General features: G+C 74.5%; 17 protein-coding genes. 10 read left to right on the top strand and 7 right to left on the bottom strand.

What is annotated here, in order from left to right:
* Positions 1–187: 187 nt before the first annotated feature.
* Both ABT369_RS48540 and ABT369_RS48535 read right to left on the bottom strand, forming a co-directional pair.
* Complete coding sequence (locus ABT369_RS48540) at positions 188–493, bottom strand: hypothetical protein (protein ID WP_350623809.1); 306 nt, start codon at positions 491–493, stop codon at positions 188–190.
* 639 nt (positions 494–1,132) lie between these two features.
* A complete protein-coding gene (locus ABT369_RS48535) occupies positions 1,133–1,501 on the bottom strand; it encodes a hypothetical protein (RefSeq protein WP_350623808.1) in 369 nt (122 codons plus the stop codon).
* An 819-nt stretch (positions 1,502–2,320) separates the two neighbouring features.
* Between ABT369_RS48535 and ABT369_RS48530 the strand changes: the two genes are divergently transcribed.
* Positions 2,321–3,844: a protein kinase domain-containing protein gene (locus ABT369_RS48530; protein WP_350623806.1), complete on the top strand. Its 1,524-nt coding sequence runs from the start codon at positions 2,321–2,323 to the stop codon at positions 3,842–3,844.
* 114 nt (positions 3,845–3,958) lie between these two features.
* Here the strand turns inward: ABT369_RS48530 and ABT369_RS48525 are convergent, their stop codons facing one another.
* Positions 3,959–4,837 carry a Rieske (2Fe-2S) protein gene (locus ABT369_RS48525; RefSeq protein ID WP_350623804.1) on the bottom strand — a complete coding sequence of 293 codons (879 nt, stop codon included), beginning with the start codon at positions 4,835–4,837 and terminating at the stop codon, positions 3,959–3,961.
* Between the two features lie 152 nt (positions 4,838–4,989).
* On the opposite strand from ABT369_RS48525, the gene ABT369_RS48520 reads away from it, so the two are divergent.
* Positions 4,990–7,290 carry a putative bifunctional diguanylate cyclase/phosphodiesterase gene (locus tag ABT369_RS48520; protein ID WP_350623802.1) on the top strand — a complete coding sequence of 767 codons (2,301 nt, stop codon included), beginning with the start codon at positions 4,990–4,992 and terminating at the stop codon, positions 7,288–7,290.
* A gap of 33 nt (positions 7,291–7,323) precedes the next feature.
* On the opposite strand, the gene ABT369_RS48515 is transcribed toward ABT369_RS48520, so the two are convergent.
* A complete protein-coding gene (locus tag ABT369_RS48515; protein WP_350623801.1) occupies positions 7,324–7,779 on the bottom strand; it encodes a TY-Chap domain-containing protein in 456 nt (151 codons plus the stop codon).
* A gap of 70 nt (positions 7,780–7,849) precedes the next feature.
* Between ABT369_RS48515 and ABT369_RS48510 the strand changes: the two genes are divergently transcribed.
* The gene (locus tag ABT369_RS48510) at positions 7,850–8,074 is read left to right on the top strand and encodes a hypothetical protein (RefSeq protein ID WP_350623799.1); all 225 of its coding nucleotides are present in this window, start codon (positions 7,850–7,852) and stop codon (positions 8,072–8,074) included.
* 69 nt (positions 8,075–8,143) lie between these two features.
* Here the strand turns inward: ABT369_RS48510 and ABT369_RS48505 are convergent, their stop codons facing one another.
* Together ABT369_RS48505 and ABT369_RS48500 are read right to left on the bottom strand one after the other, a co-directional pair.
* Positions 8,144–8,479 carry an STAS domain-containing protein gene (locus tag ABT369_RS48505; protein ID WP_350623797.1) on the bottom strand — a complete coding sequence of 112 codons (336 nt, stop codon included), beginning with the start codon at positions 8,477–8,479 and terminating at the stop codon, positions 8,144–8,146.
* 40 nt (positions 8,480–8,519) lie between these two features.
* Positions 8,520–9,380 carry an aldo/keto reductase family oxidoreductase gene (locus ABT369_RS48500; RefSeq protein ID WP_350623795.1) on the bottom strand — a complete coding sequence of 287 codons (861 nt, stop codon included), beginning with the start codon at positions 9,378–9,380 and terminating at the stop codon, positions 8,520–8,522.
* A gap of 102 nt (positions 9,381–9,482) precedes the next feature.
* Between ABT369_RS48500 and ABT369_RS48495 the strand changes: the two genes are divergently transcribed.
* The 5 genes from ABT369_RS48495 to ABT369_RS48475 all read left to right on the top strand — a co-directional run bounded on the left by ABT369_RS48495 (position 9,483) and on the right by ABT369_RS48475 (position 14,182).
* On the top strand, positions 9,483–10,322 hold the full coding sequence (locus tag ABT369_RS48495) for a helix-turn-helix domain-containing protein (protein ID WP_350623793.1): 840 nt from the start codon (positions 9,483–9,485) through the stop codon (positions 10,320–10,322).
* 198 nt (positions 10,323–10,520) lie between these two features.
* On the top strand, positions 10,521–11,462 hold the full coding sequence (locus tag ABT369_RS48490; protein WP_350623791.1) for an LLM class F420-dependent oxidoreductase: 942 nt from the start codon (positions 10,521–10,523) through the stop codon (positions 11,460–11,462).
* Positions 11,459–12,202: an SIR2 family NAD-dependent protein deacylase gene (locus tag ABT369_RS48485; RefSeq protein ID WP_350623789.1), complete on the top strand. Its 744-nt coding sequence runs from the start codon at positions 11,459–11,461 to the stop codon at positions 12,200–12,202. Before ABT369_RS48490 ends, ABT369_RS48485 begins: the two co-directional genes overlap by 4 nt.
* 122 nt (positions 12,203–12,324) lie before the next feature.
* A complete protein-coding gene (locus ABT369_RS48480; protein WP_350623786.1) occupies positions 12,325–12,480 on the top strand; it encodes a hypothetical protein in 156 nt (51 codons plus the stop codon).
* 49 nt (positions 12,481–12,529) lie between these two features.
* Complete coding sequence (locus tag ABT369_RS48475) at positions 12,530–14,182, top strand: methyl-accepting chemotaxis protein (RefSeq protein WP_350623784.1); 1,653 nt, start codon at positions 12,530–12,532, stop codon at positions 14,180–14,182.
* Positions 14,183–14,188: 6 nt separating this feature from the next.
* On the opposite strand, the gene ABT369_RS48470 is transcribed toward ABT369_RS48475, so the two are convergent.
* Entirely contained in the window at positions 14,189–15,334 is a 1,146-nt protein-coding gene (locus ABT369_RS48470) for a glutathione-independent formaldehyde dehydrogenase (RefSeq protein ID WP_350623782.1), read from the bottom strand.
* Between the two features lie 40 nt (positions 15,335–15,374).
* Here ABT369_RS48470 and ABT369_RS48465 point away from each other — a divergent pair, with 40 nt between their 5' ends.
* Both ABT369_RS48465 and ABT369_RS48460 read left to right on the top strand, forming a co-directional pair.
* Positions 15,375–15,845: an SRPBCC family protein gene (locus ABT369_RS48465; protein ID WP_350623780.1), complete on the top strand. Its 471-nt coding sequence runs from the start codon at positions 15,375–15,377 to the stop codon at positions 15,843–15,845.
* A 116-nt stretch (positions 15,846–15,961) separates the two neighbouring features.
* Positions 15,962–16,729: a GntR family transcriptional regulator gene (locus ABT369_RS48460; protein ID WP_350623778.1), complete on the top strand. Its 768-nt coding sequence runs from the start codon at positions 15,962–15,964 to the stop codon at positions 16,727–16,729.
* The last annotated feature ends 9 nt before the right edge of the window (positions 16,730–16,738 follow it).

The raw sequence follows: 16,738 nt of genomic DNA, 5'->3' as shown, positions 1-16,738 counted from the left end.
CGCACCGCCGCCGCCCGATCGGTGCGGAATCTTGTCAAGAGCCCGGTCCCGCTTCGGGCAGCGACGACACGGCGCACCGCCGCCGCCCGATCGGTGCGGAATCTTGTCAAGAGCCCGGTCCCGCTTCGGGCAGCGACGACACGGCGCACCGCCGCCGCCCGATCGGTGCGCGACCCCGGTTACGCGGTCAGCGCCGGCGCAGACGCAGCAGCACACCGGCAGTGGTGGCCACCCACACGGCGAGCGGCAGCCCGATCGCCAGCCAGTTCGGCACCCCGGGCAGCAGGAGGCAGAGCACGCCGAGGGCGGCACCGGGCACGACGCTGACGCCGACGCCGATGGCCAGCGCGATGGCGGTCACCACCTCGCCCTGGTCGCCGCCCTCGGTGTCGGCGCTGCCCTCACCGTCCACGCCCTGCCAGCCGAATCTGGCGGAGAAGCGGAGCGTGGTGCGCCGGTGCGCATCGCCGGTTCGCTGCGGATGGGCGGTCATCGATGATCGTTTCCTCCATGGAGTCCGTCTTGGACCACCAGAGGCCATCACGCAGTGTGTCGGATTTCAACCAGACGTCCGCACCCGCTCCGGCCGCCCGAACCGTCAACACCCGGACGGGGGCCGCCACCTGGGAAATCGCCGCCGATCCCCGGTTGACCGGGAATGACCTGCCACGAATGGCCGACCGACGACCGTCCACGGTGGACCACCCGGTCACGGGCCGGTCACCCGGCCCGTCATCGCAAACCGGACACAAAGCACGGCTACGGGGCTGCGCGCGGGCGCCCGCGGATGCTACAGAATGTGACATCTTCCGGCGCTGATCTCCCGCGAAAGGAACCCGTCACCATGCCCCTCGCCGAGCGCGAGCCCGCCGCCGACGCGTCATGCGGAACCAGCCGACTGCTCGCCGAGACCGAGGTCAACCGGCGCCGGCCGAAGTCCGCGCAGTACTGCCTGGAGGTCCGCCGTGAGCTCGTGACCAGGTATGGCGACCGGCCGTGGGCCGGCCTGGCCCGCGACGTGAAGCGCCGGTACAGGGTCCACGCGCACGAGAAGCCGCGGGTCCTCGCGCAGCGGTTCGCCGGGCAGTTCGGGGCCGAGGCCGGTCCGCCCTGGAGGACCGTGGCGATGGTCCTAGACATCGCCGTGGACGTGGCCCGGCGGGATGAGGCCCGGGAGCGCTTCGCCGAGCTGTACCGGCAGGCCCGCGACGAACCGCCGCCCGGCGACCCGGATCTGAGCGCGCGGGCTGACGAGGGCGATGAGGCCGACCGGCTGCGTCTGCGATTGGGCCGGGTCGAGTTCGACGCCCTCGACAAAGGGCACAAGCTGCGCAACGAGATCCACTGGGCGCGGGCCCAGGCCGAGCAGGCGCAGGCGGCTGCTGAGCAGGCGCGCTCGGAGGCTGAGCGGGCGCGGGCGGAGGCTGAGCGGGCGCGGACGGAGGCCGAACAGGCACGGACGGAGGCCGACCGCGCTCGTGCCGACTCGGAGCAGGCACATGCCGACGCGGACCATGCCCGCGCCGACGCCGAACGAGCGCGGGCCGACGCGGCGCGGGCACACGCCGACGCGGAGCGGGCCCGGCGGGATGTCGCACGCCTTCGCGAGGAGCAGACGGTGGCCCGGCCCCCGACCGCCCGGGCGATCGCTTTCGCACCGGCCGCACCGACCACACCGACCGCTGCGGCGGCGACATTGGCGAATCGCGCGCCGGAGGGGAACTCGACCGGTCAGCGGCCGGCCGACCAGGTGCAATGGTTCGCGCGGCCTTCGACAGCTCCAACGCCCCGCACCGCTCCAACGCCTCCAACGCCTCCAATGCCCCGCACCGCTCCATCGCCCCGAACCGCTCCATCGCCCCGCACCACGCCCTCCGAGACCGCGCCGGTCGAGGCCCCCAATGCCGGTGCGACGCAAGGCCGCACAGCGCACCCGACCGGCCGCGCCACGCCCCCGATGCGGGGCCGCGCCACGCCCCTGACACACGGCCGCGCCACGCCCCCGACACCACACCGTCGTGCCACGCCCCCGACACCACACCGTCGTGCCACGCCCCCGACACCGCACGGTCGCGTCACGCCCCCCGCACACGGTCGTGTCACGCCTCCGACACACGGTCCCGCCGCGCCTATGGCGCAAGGCCGTGTTGCAGTCCCGACGCCGGCCACACCACGACCGGCTGTCGCCCGGGTGACGCCCCGTCATCGACCCGACAGCGCCCCGACGTCCGCACCGGTCACCGGTGACGGGGCGACAGCCTTTCCCCCGCCTTGGCTGGTTCCTCCCGCGCAGTCCGGGGCACCGGTACCGCCGCCGTTCGTGCCGACCGGACCCGCAGTCCGGGCGGCGCCGCCGAAGGCCAGGTCCGCCGGCACGGCCACCCACCCGACGCTCGAACCGGACGCCGTCGGCGCGCCTACGTCACGCACGTACCGGCCGGCTGCGGTGCGGCGCCATCGGCGCATCACGCCGTGGCGTCGGGCCGTCAACAACCTGGTCACCCGGGCGCGGCGCGGCCCCTCGATCGCGGCGCCGAGCCGGCACCACGACGGCCCCACGGCACCGGCCACCACCGCTGCCGCTACCGCTGCCACTGCCCTGGCGGCGATCGGCCGGGCCCGGGTAGCGGGCGCACCGATTCCCGCCGAGCCCCGGGCCGGCATGTCGATCGGCGCCCGGTACGTGCTCGTCTCGTCGCTCACCGACGGGCCCGGGCACGTCTGGGTCGCCTGGGACCGGGCACGGCGATGTCACGTCCGGCTGCGCCGCATCACATCGAGCGCTGACGGCCGCTCCGAAGCGTTGCGGCTCGCACACGCGGCGGCGCGTCTGGCACATCCGTCGATACTGCCCGTCCACGCCGTGCTGAACGACGTGCACGCCTGGATCGTGACCGACGCGCCGTCCGGCCGGACCCTCACGGAGGTCGTTCGGCACGACGGGCCGATGAGCGAGCCGCGGGCCGGCCGCATCGGGCTGGCCATCGCCGACGCGCTGGCGGCCGCCCACCGAGCCGGCGTCGTGCACGGCCGCCTCTCACCGGACGACGTCGTGCTCGACGCGGACGACCGCATCTCCATCACCGGCTTCGGCATCGACCCGGACGTCACGTCACGTCCCGCCGCCGACTACGCCGCGCCCGAGCGTCTCGGCCGGGAACGGCCCGGCGCGGCGGCGGATCTGTGGTCGCTCGGAGCCGTGCTGCATTTCGCCGTGACGGGCGTGCCGCCGTTCGGTCTTTTCGGGTACTGGCGGACGCCGAGTGCGATCATGCGAATGCTGGCGTGGCCGATCGAGGTGTCCCAGGCGGAACGCCTCAAGCGTGTCCTGCGATGGCTATGCCAGACCGACCGCCATCGTCGGCCGAGTATGCGGCAGGTTCGCCGGCAGTTGCGGCAGCTGGCGTCCGAGCACCCGGTCACCCGCCGAGTGGCACCGCCTCCACCGGAGCTGGCGTTCGACCCGGTTTGGGCGGTGTTCGCACCGGCCGTGCGGCAACCCTCGCCGTCCCATGGTGACCTCGCCCGGGCGCCACGACCCGAGCACACCTCACGGTCCAGGCAGGCCCCGCGGTCCAGGCTGGCCCCGCGGCCGGAGCGATCCGGTGAGCACACGCATCCCGGGCCGACGGCTCGGCGGGCCGGCAACCGTTCGCGGTGGCGGCTCTGGCTCGCCCTGGCCGTGGCGGGGGCCATCGTGGTGGTCGGCGGGGCAGCGCTGACCGCGATGGCCACCGCACCCTTCGGCCTGGATCTCGCGACGGTCAAGAGCATCGCGACCTGCGTCCTGATCAGCATCGCGCTGGTTCCGATCGCGATCGCCGCGGGAGCCGCCGCCGACTAGGGCACCATCAGGCGCGCCGGCAGGGCGTGCGCACCGCGCGGTTTCAGGGGCGGGCGACCTCGAGCTGGCCGTCGCGGACCCGGTCCGCGCCAGGAGGGCGTGCGCACCGCGGTTTCACGGGCGGGCGACCTCGAGCTGGCCGTCGCGGACCCGGGTGCGCAGCATGGTCTGGTCCGAGCTGGCCGGGCCGTGCATCGCGCGCCCGTCCGACAGTCGGAACACGCTGCCGTGCCACGGGCACTCCAGGCACGCCTCGCCGTCGATGTCCACCATGTGGCCCTCGGCCAGGGGGCCGCTGCGGTGCGCGCAGCGGGCCACGAGCGCGCTGAAGCGGTCGGTGCCGTCGTGGTGGTCGCGGTACACGACGACCGGGGTCGCCCCCACCGTGTAGGAACACACGCGCCCCTCCTCGATCGCGTACACCGCGTCGATCCGGTGCCAGCCGTGCGGGACGAGCGGCAGGGCGGCCGCGGCGTGGCTGACCCCGGCGTCCTGGGCGAAGGCGAGGTGGCCGCCGAGGTACGCCCCCGCACCGGCGGCACCGAGCCCCGCGAAGGACAGGGCTCGGCCACGGCGGTGGTCGCCGCGGGCGCGCGCCACGATCGACGCGGCGAAGAAGCCCAGCGCGGTGAGGTTGGCGGCGACGTGGACCACCGCGACGCGGCGCTGCTGCCGGGAGAGCGTCGCGTAGTCGGCGAGCCCGGTGACGGCCGCCGGCAGCGCCCCGGCGGTGCCGGCCGTCAGCAGCGTGGCGGCCGCGCGCCGGGTGCCCGGCGTGTCGCGGCCGGGCAGCGCGTCGAGCATCGCGGTGCTCATCCACGCGCCGACGGGCAGGTGCACGATCGCGGGGTGCAGCGGGTGGCCGAAGCCGACGCCGTGCAGGATTGCGCCGAGGCGGCCGCGGCCGGCGGTGGCCAGGGCGGCGCGGCGAAGCGCGTCGGCGATCCGGTCGAGCGGGTGAGCAGCCTCCAGGCGGGCGAGCAACGTAGCCATGGCGGCCGCTTGCCCCAGAACGGGCGACCGAAACGAAAACCCAGAACGGGCGGCCGGAACGCAACCCCGGAACAGGGGGCCGAAACGCAACGGGTACCCCGCCGCAACCGTTGCGCGCTCAATTACGTTCCGGCGTCCGCCGATGGGACGACGTGAACTTCGCGATGGTGGGCAAGAAGCTGGACCGCGCGGTGCTCGGCTCGGTACTCCTGGCCGCGTACGCCGTCGTGGTCTTCGCGGCCAACGTCGGCGAGCAGCGCACGCCACTGATGCTGATGTGGCTGGCGACGCCGATCTCGGTGCTCATCCCGGTGTGGATGGCGCTGCAGATCGCGCGCTCCCGCGCGTTCGCCCCGGCCACCCGGCGGTTCTGGCGGCATCTGGCGGTCGTCGCCGCGCTCGCCGGCCTCGGTACCGTCTTCAACACCGTCGACGCGATCGGCGGCACGGTGCCGAGCCAGGAGCTGTCGCCGTTCACCGTGGCCGTGTACGGCTCGGCGGTCCTGACGCTGCTCTGGGCCCTGTGGCGGCTGCCGATGGGCACCACGAGCGCGGACGAGCGGCTGCGCATCGGCCTGGACGCCTCGACGGTGCTCGTGGCGGCCGCGGTGTTCATGTGGCACTACCAGACCCAGCCGTTGCTGGAGTCCAACGGGTACCAGATCGCCTCCCTGGCCGTCGCGGGCTTCACGCTCGTGCTCGAGCTGGTCGCGGTCTTCGTCATCGTGAAGGTCGCGCTGTCCGGCCACGCGTTCGTGGCGCGGGGCGCGCTGCGGCTGTTCGCGCTCGGCATGTTCGCGGGCGCGTTCAGCGGCGTGGCGCAGCGGTTCATCCTCGACCAGCCGCACCTGAGCCTGCCCCAGGTCACCGTGCCCCTCGTGCTCGTGTGCGCGACCCTGGGCGCGCGGCGCCAGCAGCACACCCTCGTCGAGCCGGAGGCGCCCCGGGCGGCGTCGCGGCGGCCGTTCAGCGTGGTGCCGTACCTCGCCGTCGCCGCCATCGACATTCTGCTGCTCGCCTCGATCGCGGACGGCTCCTCCGACCTGGGCGTGACCGCGATCGCCGCCGTGGTGCTGACGGGGCTGGTGGTGTGGCGGCAGGTGACCGCGTTCCGGGAGAACACCACCCTGATGGAGCGCCTGGACTTCAACGCCACCCACGACGCGCTCACCCAGCTGCCGAACCGGGCGCTGTTCAACCAGCGGCTCGCCGGCGTGCTGGGCCGCAGCGGCGCCCCGCGGCCGGTCAGCGTGGCGCTCGTCGACCTGGACGACTTCAAGCTCGTCAACGACACGCTCGGGCACGGGGCCGGCGACGCGCTGCTCGTGGCGGTCTCCGCGCGGCTGGCCGCGAGCGTGCGCCCCGGCGACCTGGTGGCCCGCCTGGGCGGCGACGAGTTCGTCGTGCTGCTGGACGCGATCGAACCCGGCGAGGCCGAGGTCGTGGCGCAGCGCATGGTCGCGGCCCTGGCCGAGCCGGTCCTCGCCGACGGCCACGAGCTGCTCGTGCGGGCCAGCATCGGCATCGCCGACGGCAGCACCGGCGACGACCCCGGGGAGCTGCTGCGCCTCGCCGACATCGCGATGTATGCGGCGAAGCACGACGGCGGCAGCGGGTACCGGCGCTACGAGCCCGGCATGGCGGGGGCGGTCGCGGGATCGGCCGCGCTCGGCGCGCAGCTGCGCCAGGCGATCTTCGGCGGTGAGCTCTTCCTGGAGTACCAGCCGATCGTGACGCTCGACGACGGGCGGCTGCGGGGCGTGGAGGCGCTGGTGCGCTGGAACCACCCGGCCCGCGGGCCCGTGCCGCCCGCCGAGTTCATCCCGGTCGCCGAGCGCACCGGGCTCATCGTCCCGCTCGGGGAGTGGGTGCTGCGCGAGGCGTGCCGGCAGCTGGCGGCGTGGATCGCCGAGTTCGGCCCCGAGGCGCCCGGCGTCATGCACGTCAACGTCTCCGCCCGGCAGCTGGCCGTGGCGGCGTTCACCGACACGGTGGCCGCGGCGCTGTCGGACTTCGGGGTGCCCCCGCACCGGCTCACCGTCGAGATCACCGAGAGCGCCGCGGTCGCCCTCGGCCCGGCCGTGGCCCGGCTCGAGGAGCTGCGCCGGCTCGGCGTGCGCGTCTCCCTCGACGACTTCGGCACCGACCAGTCCTCGCTGACGCTGCTGCAGGACCTGCCGGTCGACGAGCTGAAGCTGGACCGCTCGTTCGTCCAGCGCGACGAGTCCGGCCGCCGGGGCATCATGCCGGCCGCGGTCCTCGCCCTGGCGCGGGTCGTCGGGCTCGACATCGTCGCCGAGGGCGTGGAGCTGCAGTCGCAGGCGGACCGGCTGGCGGCGATGGGGTACCGCACCGCGCAGGGCTACCACTTCGCCCGCCCGATGACCCCGGCCGGCATCGACGGCCTCATCGTCGAGGGAGCCCCGGCCCCCGTCGCACCGCTGGGCGCGTGACGGCCGGCGGGTCCGCGTGGACCGGGCCGCGGGTCAGGTCTGCTGGTACTCGACGCCCGGGAGCTCGACGGGCCAGTGGCGGTTGCCGGCCTGCGGGTTCCAGGCGTCGTACTGCAGCCGCTGCGGCCCCGCGATCCCGTTCACGTCCCGCAGGGCGGCGACCACCCCCGCGGCCACCGCCCGCAGATCGGCCTCGCGAGCGGGGCGCGGCAGCACCCGGTGCCACAGGAAGCCCGCGTCCTCGTCCGGGGGCTGCCAGCCGTGCGACTCCAGGATGCGGCGGCCCTCGGGCGTGTCCTGCCGCGCGATCGGCGGCAGGTTCACGCGCTCGCCGGAGACCTCGGCGTGCAGCTCGTGCGCGTCCTGCGCGAACTGCGCGAAATCCCAGCTGCGGTCCTTCGAGCGGATCACGAGGAGCACCCCGTCGGCGAGGCCGGCCAGCTCGCGTGGCAGGGCCTCGGCGAAGGCGTCCCAGGTAGGCGGCGTCATTGCTGCGACTCTAACGCGACGCGCATCGGCCCATGTTTGTCGGGTGAGCGGGCCGGGCAGCCATGTGCCCATGACGACCATCACCGCTGACGACATCCGCGCGCTCGCGCAGTCGACCGACGCCGACCCCGCGCTCGCCGTGGCGCAGGACGGGGTGCGGCTCGTGGCCGAGGCCGCGGCGACCGACGGGCACATCGTCTACACCAAGGCCGACCTGGTGCGCGACTACGGCGAGGAGATCACCGACGTGCAGGCCGAGGTGCTCGCCGCCGGGCTGACGTCCCAGCTGGGCTGAACGGCCGCGCGGGCGCGGGCGGCGCCCGCCGCGGCCAGCTCCGCCGACAGGCCCAGGTGCCGGGTCGGGTCAATCCTCGCCGGTGAGCACCTTCAGCACGCCGGTGATGTCCAGGACCCGGTGCACCAAGCCGTTCGCGCCGATCGCGCGGAGCCCGACGTCGGCCGCGGCGCCGCGACGGTACGCGTGCAGCATGGTCGCGATCCCGGTCGAGTCGAGCAGCGTCAGGCCATCGAGGTCGACCACGATCTCGGAGACTCCGCGCACGGCGAGCGCCTCGTCCAGGGCCCGCTCCAGGATCGGCTGGGTGCCGAGGTCGACGAGGCCGCGCAGGCGGACGGTCACCGTCGCCCGGCCGCCGGAGTCGCGGCCGACCTCCCGGTCCGCGATCAAGTCGCTGCCCACCGCGACAATATACAGTCAACCGGCGGCACCCCTCCGATGGCTAGATGGCGTCGAGCTCGGCGAGCGCGTCGGCGGGCAGCTCCAGCGCCGCGCCGGCGACGTTCTCCCGCAGGTGGGCGACGGAGGACGTGCCGGGAATCAGCAGCATGTTCGGCGAGCGCCGCAGCAGCCAGGCCAGCGCCACCGACAGCGGCGTGCTCCCCAGGCGCTCCGCGACCGCGCCGAGGGTCTCCGACTGCAGCGGCGAGAACCCGCCGAGCGGGAAGTAGGGCACGTAGGCGATGCCCTGCGCCGCGGTGATGTCCACGAGCGCGTCGTCCTCCCGGCGGGCGATGTTGTACATGTTCTGCACGCACACCACCGGCGCGATCGCCTGCGCCTCGGCCAGCTGCTCGGCGCTGACCGTGCTCAGCCCCAGGTGCCGGATGAGCCCCTGCTCCCGCAGCTCCGCGAGCGCCCCGAACTGCTCGGCGATGGAGCCGGGTTCGGGCGCGTCGAAGCCGCCGACGCGCAGGTTGACCACGTCGAGCGCCTCCAGGCCGAGGTTGCGCAGGTTGTCGTGGACCTGCGCGCGCAGCTCGTCGGGGGTGCGCGCGTGCGGCCAGCCGCCCTGCTCGTCGCGGCGCGCGCCGACCTTGGTGACGATGTGCAGCCCGGCCGGGTACGGCTGCAGCGCCTCGCGGATGATCTCGTTGGTGACGTGCGGGCCGTAGAAGTCGGCGGTGTCGATGTGCGTGATGCCGAGCCCCACCGCCTCGCGCAGCACCGCCACGGCGGCCGCGCGGTCCTTCGGCGGGCCGAAGACGCCCGGGCCGGCCAGCTGCATGGCGCCGTAGCCGAACCGGGTCAGGTCGAGGTCTCCGGTGCGGTAGACGCCGCCGGGAAGGTTGTTCGCTGTCATGTCTCCACCATGCCCACTGTGCTCGGAACCAGGCAGCGCCGCGCGATTCCTGGGAGTGACAGGACCAGGATGCGCGCCGCCGCGCGGTCGTAGGCTGGGCTCGTGAGCACCAACGCGCTCGGCGAATACCTCCGGGCCCGGCGCGAGCTCGTCGACCCCGCCGACGCCGGCCTGCGCGTCGTGGGCGTCCGGCGCACGCCGGGGCTGCGCCGCGAGGAGGTCGCCACCCTCGCCGGCATCAGCGCCGACTACTACCTGCGCCTCGAGCAGGGCCGCGACCGCAACCCGTCGCCGCCGGTGCTGGAGGCGATCGCGCGGGTGTTCGGGCTCGACGCGGAGGCGACGCAGTACCTGCTGAGCCTCACCGCCGCCCGCCCGCGTGCCCCGCGCCGGCCCCGCCGCGAGACCGTCCCGGCCGGCGTCCGCCAGCTCCTCGACGTGATCGGGCTGCCCGCGTTCGTGGAGAGCCGCCTCTTCGAGGTGCTCGCCGCGAACCGCCTCGCGACCGCGCTCTCACCACGGATCCACCCCGGCGCCAACCGGCTGCGCGACACCTTCCTCGACCCCGACGAGCGCGACCTGCTGCCCGACTGGGAGCAGGCCCTCGGCGGGATGGTGGCGGCGTTTCGCACGTCGATCGCCGCGGACGCGGCCGACCCGCGGGTCGAGCGGCTCGTCGGCGAGCTGTCCCTGGCCAGCGAGCCGTTCCGCCGCCTGTGGGCGCGCCACGACGTGAAGCCCCTCGCGGGCGCGCCGACGCGGCTGCGGCACCCGGAGGTCGGCCTGCTCGAGCTGCGCCGGGAGAAGCTCGTGATCGGGGACTCCGGCGGGCAGCTGCTGGTGGTGTACCACGCCGAGCCCGGATCGGACAGCGCACGGGCCCTGGCCCTGCTCGGGTCGCTCGCCGCCCCGGCCCCCGTGGAGCGCGGCACGGCGGTATGAGCACGGGGACGGCCCCCAGGCTGGTGCCTGAGGGCCGTCCGGTGGAACAAGCGCCTGTCAGCGCAGGACGTGCTCCTGCTCGTCGCGGTAGCTGGTCGTGTAGTAGTCCCCGACCTGCCGGCGCTTACCCGCCCGCGACGGTCTCAACCGTCGATGGCATAGGGTCGCCGTGATCACGGACGTGGAAAGGATGCCACGGTGGCGCTCAAAGTCGGGATCGGCCTGCCCCAGCTCAAGGAATTCGACCCGCGCACCGCGGTCACGCGGGCCGCACGGGCCGCCGAGGAGATCGGCTTCGACAGCGTCTGGGTCTTCGAGCGCTTCCTGCTCCCCGAGGACCAGAGCGGGCCCCACGGGCTCTACAACGTGCCCGGCGCGCCCTGGCCGGTCCGGTACGGCGGCGTGCTCGACCCGCTCGTCGCGCTCACCCTCGCCGCCGCCGTCACCGAGCGGGTCGAGCTCGGCACGTGCGTGCTCGTGGCGCCGCTGCACGTGCCCGCGCGCCTGGCCCGCACGCTGTCCAGCCTCGACGCGGTCAGCGGCGGGCGCGTCGTCGCGGGCGTCGGCGCGGGCTGGAGCATCGACGAGTTCGCCGCGCTCGCCCCGCGCCCGCACGCCGAGCGGGGCGCGGCGCTGGACGAGTTCCTCGACGTCGCCGAGGCCGTCTGGGGACAGGACCCGGTGTCGTACTCCGGCGAGCGCTGGACGATCGCCCCGGCCGAGGTGGGCCCGAAGCCGGCCCGCCGCATTCCGGTGTTCCTGGGCGGGTTCTCCGACGCGGCCCTGCGCCGCGTCGCGCGCCGCGGCGACGGCTGGCTGCCGACCGGGATGCCGCCCGCCGCCGTGGCCGCGACCCTCGCCCGGCTGCGGGAGATGGCCGGGGAGTTCGGCCGCGACCCCTCGGCGATCGCGTGCACGTTCCAGGTGGGGGTCTCCGGCACCCTGGAAGCGGTGCCGGAGGAGGGGCGCCGGCCGTACACGGGCAGCGTCGAGCAGATCGTGCGCGACATCGCGGCCCTGGCGGACGCGGGCGTCGGCCACGTGTTCCTGACGGTGTCGAACCTGGTCACCGAGATGGACGCCTACGTCGACGTGGCCGGCGAGTTTCACGCCCGCCTACGCGCCGAGGGCCTGACGTGAGCCTGGAGCGCGCCGCGGCGCTGGTGGCCGCGGCGCGGCACGTCGTCGTGTTCACCGGGGCGGGGATGTCGGCCGAGAGCGGCGTGCCCACGTTCCGCGACGACCTGACCGGGCTGTGGGCGCGCTACGACGCCGGGAACCTCGCGACGCCCGAGGCCTTCCACGCCGACCCCGATCTCGTGTGGGGCTGGTACGCGTGGCGCGCCGCCCGGGCCCGCGCGGCCGAGCCGAACGCCGGGCACCGCGCGGTGGCCGCGCTCGAGGCGGCGATCCCGGCCACGACGGTCGTCACGCAGAACGTCGACGATCTGCACGAGCGTGCGGGGAGCACGGCGCCGATCCATCTGCACGGCAGTCTCTTCGCGCCGCGGTGCGTCGGGGACGGCGCGCACCCGGCCGCGCTCATCGACGCCGAGGAGCCGGACGAGGGTCGGCGCATCGCCCCGCCGCGCTGCGTCACGTGCGGCGCGCTGGTCCGGCCCGGCGTCGTGTGGTTCGGCGAGGCGCTGCCGGAGGCCGCGCTGCACGCCGCGGTGGCGGCCGCGGCCGGCTGCGATGTGCTGCTGACCGTGGGCACGTCCGGCGTGGTGTACCCGGCGGCGGAGATCCCCCGCATCGCGGCCCGCGCGGGCGCCGCGGTCATCCAGGTGAACCCGGACGCGACCCCGCTGGACGCGGTGAGCACCGTGAACCTGCGCGGCACGGCCGCCACGCTGCTGCCCGCCCTCGTCCCGGCCTGACGTCCCGGCGGCGCCCTCACGCTGCCGCGCCCTCACCCTGCCGCGGCCGTCCTGGCCGCGGTGCTGCTGCGCCCGCCGCGCCGGATTGTGTGAACCGGACCCGCGCGGGGCATAGACAGGCCATGCCATGGGTCCTGTGGGTCCTTGCCGGTGCCGTCGCCCTGCGCGGGGCCGGGTGGCTCCTGCTCGCCTGGGACCGCCGGCAGCTGCGCCGCGGCGCCGGGGTGCGCACGGTTGCCGCCCGGGTCGCCTCAGGTTCCGCGACCGTCCGCCGATGAACCGAACGGCGCTCAGTGCGCCGTATCGGAGTCGTCGGGGGGTTCTGCGGTGGCACAGCAGCGGGGTGTGCAGGTCACGGTCGCACGCGGGCGGTTGACGGCCGCGGTCGCCGACCGGGGGGTCATCACCAAGGCGTTCCTCGCCGTCCTGCTCGTCACGCTCGTGGCCACCGCCGTGGCCGTGGTCTCGCTGGTCCGGATGTCGAAGCTCAACGCCGACCTGCACGACATCAAGAGCCGCCACCTGGACAGCGCCGCGCAGCTGACCGAGATGCGGGCCGGCATGGCCGAGATGTACCGCAACATGCTCATCTTCTCGCTCTTCGCCGCCAGCGGCGCGCAGAGCCAGGCGGCCCCCTACCGCGCCGCCGCCACCACCGCCGACCAGCGCGTCGACGCCGCCGTCACCGCCTACCGCAGCATCGCGGCCGGCTCCAGCGGCCGGCTCGCCGTGCTGGACCAGGCCACCGGCGACCTCGGCCAGTACCGCACCCTGCGCAACGTCGTCGTGTTCCACGAGGCCCCGCCGGCCGGCTATACCGTGCCGCCCCAGGACCAGCTCGTCGCGGTGTCCACGAAGCTGGAGGAAGGCGTGGCCGCCGCGTTCGACGACCTGCAGAAGCTCGAGGACCAGGAGGCGACCGCGACGGCGGCGAAGGCCGACAAGCAGTACGCCGACGCCCGCATCTACATCGTCACGCTGCTCGTGGGCGGGCTCCTGATCGCCCTGGCCGCCGGCGCCTGGGTCGCCGGGATCCTGCGCCGCCAGCTCGCCAGCGTCTCCGAGGCCCTGCGCGCGCTCGCCGCGGCCGACCTGACCAAGCCCGCCGAGGTGTACGCCCGCGACGAGCTCGGCGAGATGGCCGCCGCCGTCAACGACGCCCGCGACGGGCTGCGCGGCACCGTGCGGGCCATCACCAGCGGCTCCCGGACCCTCGGCGACAGCTCCCAGCAGCTCACCGTCGTCAGCGGCCGCATCGCCGCGAACGCGCAGGAGGCCGCGCGCCAGTCCGACGTCGCCGCGGGCGCGGCCGGCGAGGTCTCGCACAACGTGCAGACGGTCGCGGCCGGGGCCGAGGAGATGGGCGCCTCGATCCGCGAGATCGCCCGCAACTCCGGCGAGGCCGCCCAGGTCGCCGCCGAGGCGGTCGGCGTCGCCCAGACCACCAACGAGACCGTCTCCAAGCTCGGCGACTCCTCGGCCGAGATCGGCAACGTGGTCAAGGTGATCACCTCCATCGCCGAGCAGACGAACCTCCTCGCGCTCAACGCCACCATCGAGGCGGCCCGCGCCGGCGAGGCGGGCAAGGGCTTCGCGGTCGTCGCCAACGAGGTCAAGGAGCTCGCCCAGGAGACCGCCCGCGCGACCGAGGACATCTCCCGCCGCGTGGAGGCGATCCAGGCCGACACCGGCAACGCCGTCGACGCGATCGGCGAGATCAGCCGGATCATCGCGCGGATCAACGACTACCAGCTCACCATCGCCTCCGCGGTGGAGGAGCAGTCGGCCACGACCGCGGAGATGAGCCGCAGCGTCGGCGAGGCCGCGCACGGCGCGACCGGGATCGCCGGGAACATCTCCGGCATGGCCCAGGCCGCCCAGGCGACCTCGGCGACCCTGGCCGAGGCCGACACCACCGTCACGGAGCTCTCGCGCCTGGCGACCGACCTCCAGCGCGAGGTCGGCCGCTTCAAGCTCTGACGCCGGCTACCGCTTGCCCGGGCGCAGGAGCACCTTCGTCCAGCCGCCGTCGCGCCGGTCGAAGTGGTCGTAGCCGTCGGCCGCCTGCTCCAGCGGCAGCTCGTGCGAGACGAGGAACGATGGCTGCGCGCGGCCGGTGATGATGAGGTCGCGCAGCTGCCGGTTGTACCGCATGACCGGGCACTGCCCCGTGCCCATCCGCTGCCCCTTGGCGAAGAAGGTGCCGTAGTCGAACCCGATCCGGCCCTGCTTGGCCGGGCCGGTCGCGGCGCCGGGGTCGTCGGGGACGTACACGCCCACGACCCCGATCCCGCCGGTCGAGCGCACCACCTTGACGAGGTTGTCCAGCACCAGCTCCGGGTGCTCCTCGCCGCCCGGGTCGTGCGCCTGGTAGCCGACGGCCTCGACCCCGCAGTCGGCGCCGCGGCCGCCGGTCGCCTCGAGGATCTGCTCGGCCGGGTCACCCCGGGAGAAGTCGACCGGGGTCGCCCCGATCTTCACCGCCAGGTCGAGGCGGTCGTGCTCCTTGTCGACCACGAACACCTCGGAGGCGCCGCGGATCATCGCGCTGTGCGCGGCGAGCAGTCCGACCGGCCCGGCGCCGAAGACCGCCACCCGGTCCCCCGGCCGCATCCCGGCCAGCTCGGTGCCGTGCCAGCCGGTCGGGAAGATGTCCGACAGCATCGTGAAGTCGTTCTCGTGCTCGGTGCCGGGCGGCAGCTCGAGCAGGTTGAAGTCGGCGTACGGCACGCGCAGGAACTCGGCTTGGCCGCCATCGTAGGGCCCCATGTTCGCGTAGCCGTAGGCCGCGCCGTCCATCCCGTCAGCCGGGTTGACGCGCAGGCAGAAGCTGGTCCACCCGGAGTCGCAGTTGCGACACGTACCGCAGGCGATGTTGAACGGCACCGAGACCCGGTCGCCGGTCTTGACCCGGGTCACCGCGGGCCCGACGGCCTCGACGACGCCCATGTTCTCGTGCCCCAGGATCTTGCCCTGCTCGACAGACGTCCGGCCCTCGTACATGTGCAGGTCGGAGCCGCAGATGTTGGTCGTGGTGATGCGCACGATCGCGTCGGTCGGCGCCTGGATCGAGGGGTCGGGCACGTCGGCGAGCTCGACCTGGCGCGGACCTCGGTAAACGACTGCCTTCATGACCCGTACGCCTACCCGGCCCCGCAGCACCGTAACGGCTATGGTCGAGCGGATGGCCCGCTTCACCGTCTCCGTCGAGGTTCACGCGCCGGCCGCCGAGGTCTGGGCCGCGCTCGTGGACTGGCGCAACCACGCCCGCTGGGCGCCGCTCACCACGGTGCGGCTCACCACCGAGCGCATGGACGGCCCCGGCGCCGGGTTCGTCGCCCGGTCCCATCTCGGCCCGCTCGGCTTCGACGACCCGATGACCGTGGTGGGCTGGGAGCCGCCGGAGGGCGAGCGGCCCGGGCGGTGCGACATCGACAAGCACGGGCGGGTGATCCGGGGCCGGGCGTGGTTCCGCGTACTGCCGCTGGAAGCCGGCCGCTGCCGGGTCGACTGGTCCGAGGACGTGACCGTCGTTCCGCACCGCCTCGACCGGGTGACCGGCGCCCTCGTCGCGGCCGTCGGCCGGGCCGGGTTCGGCCAGGCACTGCGCAAGATGGCCCGCGAGGTCGAGCGCCGGTCGTGAGCGTCGCTCAGCGGGCGTGGTCGCGTCGGCCGGACAGCGGCCGCGGCACACGCCTCCGCTAGACTTCTCGACCGCGAAGTCCGACGGGGTGCAGGAGCGGGCAAAGGGGGACGGGCGTGACGCGGTTTGCGGCCGACATCGTCGCGGATCTGCGCCGGCGCATCCTCGACGGCGACCTCCGGCCGGGCGAGGACATCCCCAGCGCCAAGGACATCATGGCCGGGTGGGACGCCACGATGGCGACCGCGTACAAGGCGATGACCCTGCTGCGCGAGGAGGGGCTCGCGGCCAAGCACCGCGGGCCGGGGCTCATCGTCACCGCCGACGCGCCCACCGTCGCCGCCGCGTGGCAGCCGCCGCCGGCCCACGGCGACGTGACCCGGGCCCGGATCGTCAACGCCGCGATCGAGCTCGCCGACGCCGACGGGCTCGGCAACCTCTCGCTGCGCCTCATCGGCCAGCGCGCCGGCGGCCTCGTCACGGGCACGTTCTACAAGTGGGTGCAGGACCGGGCCGAGCTCGAGCTGCTCATGGCCGACGCGGTCTTCGCCAAGCACCCGCCGCCGAAGCCGGCCGGCCCGTGGCGGGCGCAGCTGGAGCGGCTCGCCCGGCTGCACTGGCGGCTGTACCGCCAGCACTCCTGGCTCGCGCTCACCGTCTCGTTCACGAACCCGGAGCTCAGCCCGGCCGCCCACCTGGCCTGGGCGGAGCGGGCCCTGGAGGGCCGGCCCGACGCGCAACCGCTGGCGGCGGCGCTGGTGAACTTCGTGCGGGGCAGCGCGATGGGCCTCGAGCAGGAGGAGCGCAAGGCGCGCAGGTCCGAGGCGGACGCCGACACGGAGCTGTTCGAGTTCGGCCTCAAGCACCTGCTCGACGGCTTCTAGACGGCTTCT

This window comes from Dactylosporangium sp. NPDC000244, assembly GCF_040300725.1.
GTDB lineage: Bacteria > Actinomycetota > Actinomycetes > Mycobacteriales > Micromonosporaceae > Dactylosporangium.
This window is presented reverse-complemented; position numbering and strand designations above follow the sequence as displayed.

Excerpts from the sequence above, each read along its gene's own strand:
- ABT369_RS48470 (WP_350623782.1), bottom strand. The coding sequence starts at position 15,334 with ATGAAGGCAGTCGTTTACCGAGGTCCGCGCCAGGTCGAGCTCGCCGAC.
- ABT369_RS48480 (WP_350623786.1), top strand. The coding sequence starts at position 12,325 with ATGCCATGGGTCCTGTGGGTCCTTGCCGGTGCCGTCGCCCTGCGCGGG.
- ABT369_RS48500 (WP_350623795.1), bottom strand. The coding sequence starts at position 9,380 with ATGACAGCGAACAACCTTCCCGGCGGCGTCTACCGCACCGGAGACCTC.
- ABT369_RS48525 (WP_350623804.1), bottom strand. The coding sequence starts at position 4,837 with ATGGCTACGTTGCTCGCCCGCCTGGAGGCTGCTCACCCGCTCGACCGG.
- ABT369_RS48515 (WP_350623801.1), bottom strand. The coding sequence starts at position 7,779 with ATGACGCCGCCTACCTGGGACGCCTTCGCCGAGGCCCTGCCACGCGAG.
- ABT369_RS48540 (WP_350623809.1), bottom strand. The coding sequence starts at position 493 with ATGACCGCCCATCCGCAGCGAACCGGCGATGCGCACCGGCGCACCACG.
- ABT369_RS48510 (WP_350623799.1), top strand. The coding sequence starts at position 7,850 with ATGACGACCATCACCGCTGACGACATCCGCGCGCTCGCGCAGTCGACC.
- ABT369_RS48465 (WP_350623780.1), top strand. The coding sequence starts at position 15,375 with ATGGTCGAGCGGATGGCCCGCTTCACCGTCTCCGTCGAGGTTCACGCG.
- ABT369_RS48535 (WP_350623808.1), bottom strand. The coding sequence starts at position 1,501 with ATGTGCCTGCTCCGAGTCGGCACGAGCGCGGTCGGCCTCCGTCCGTGC.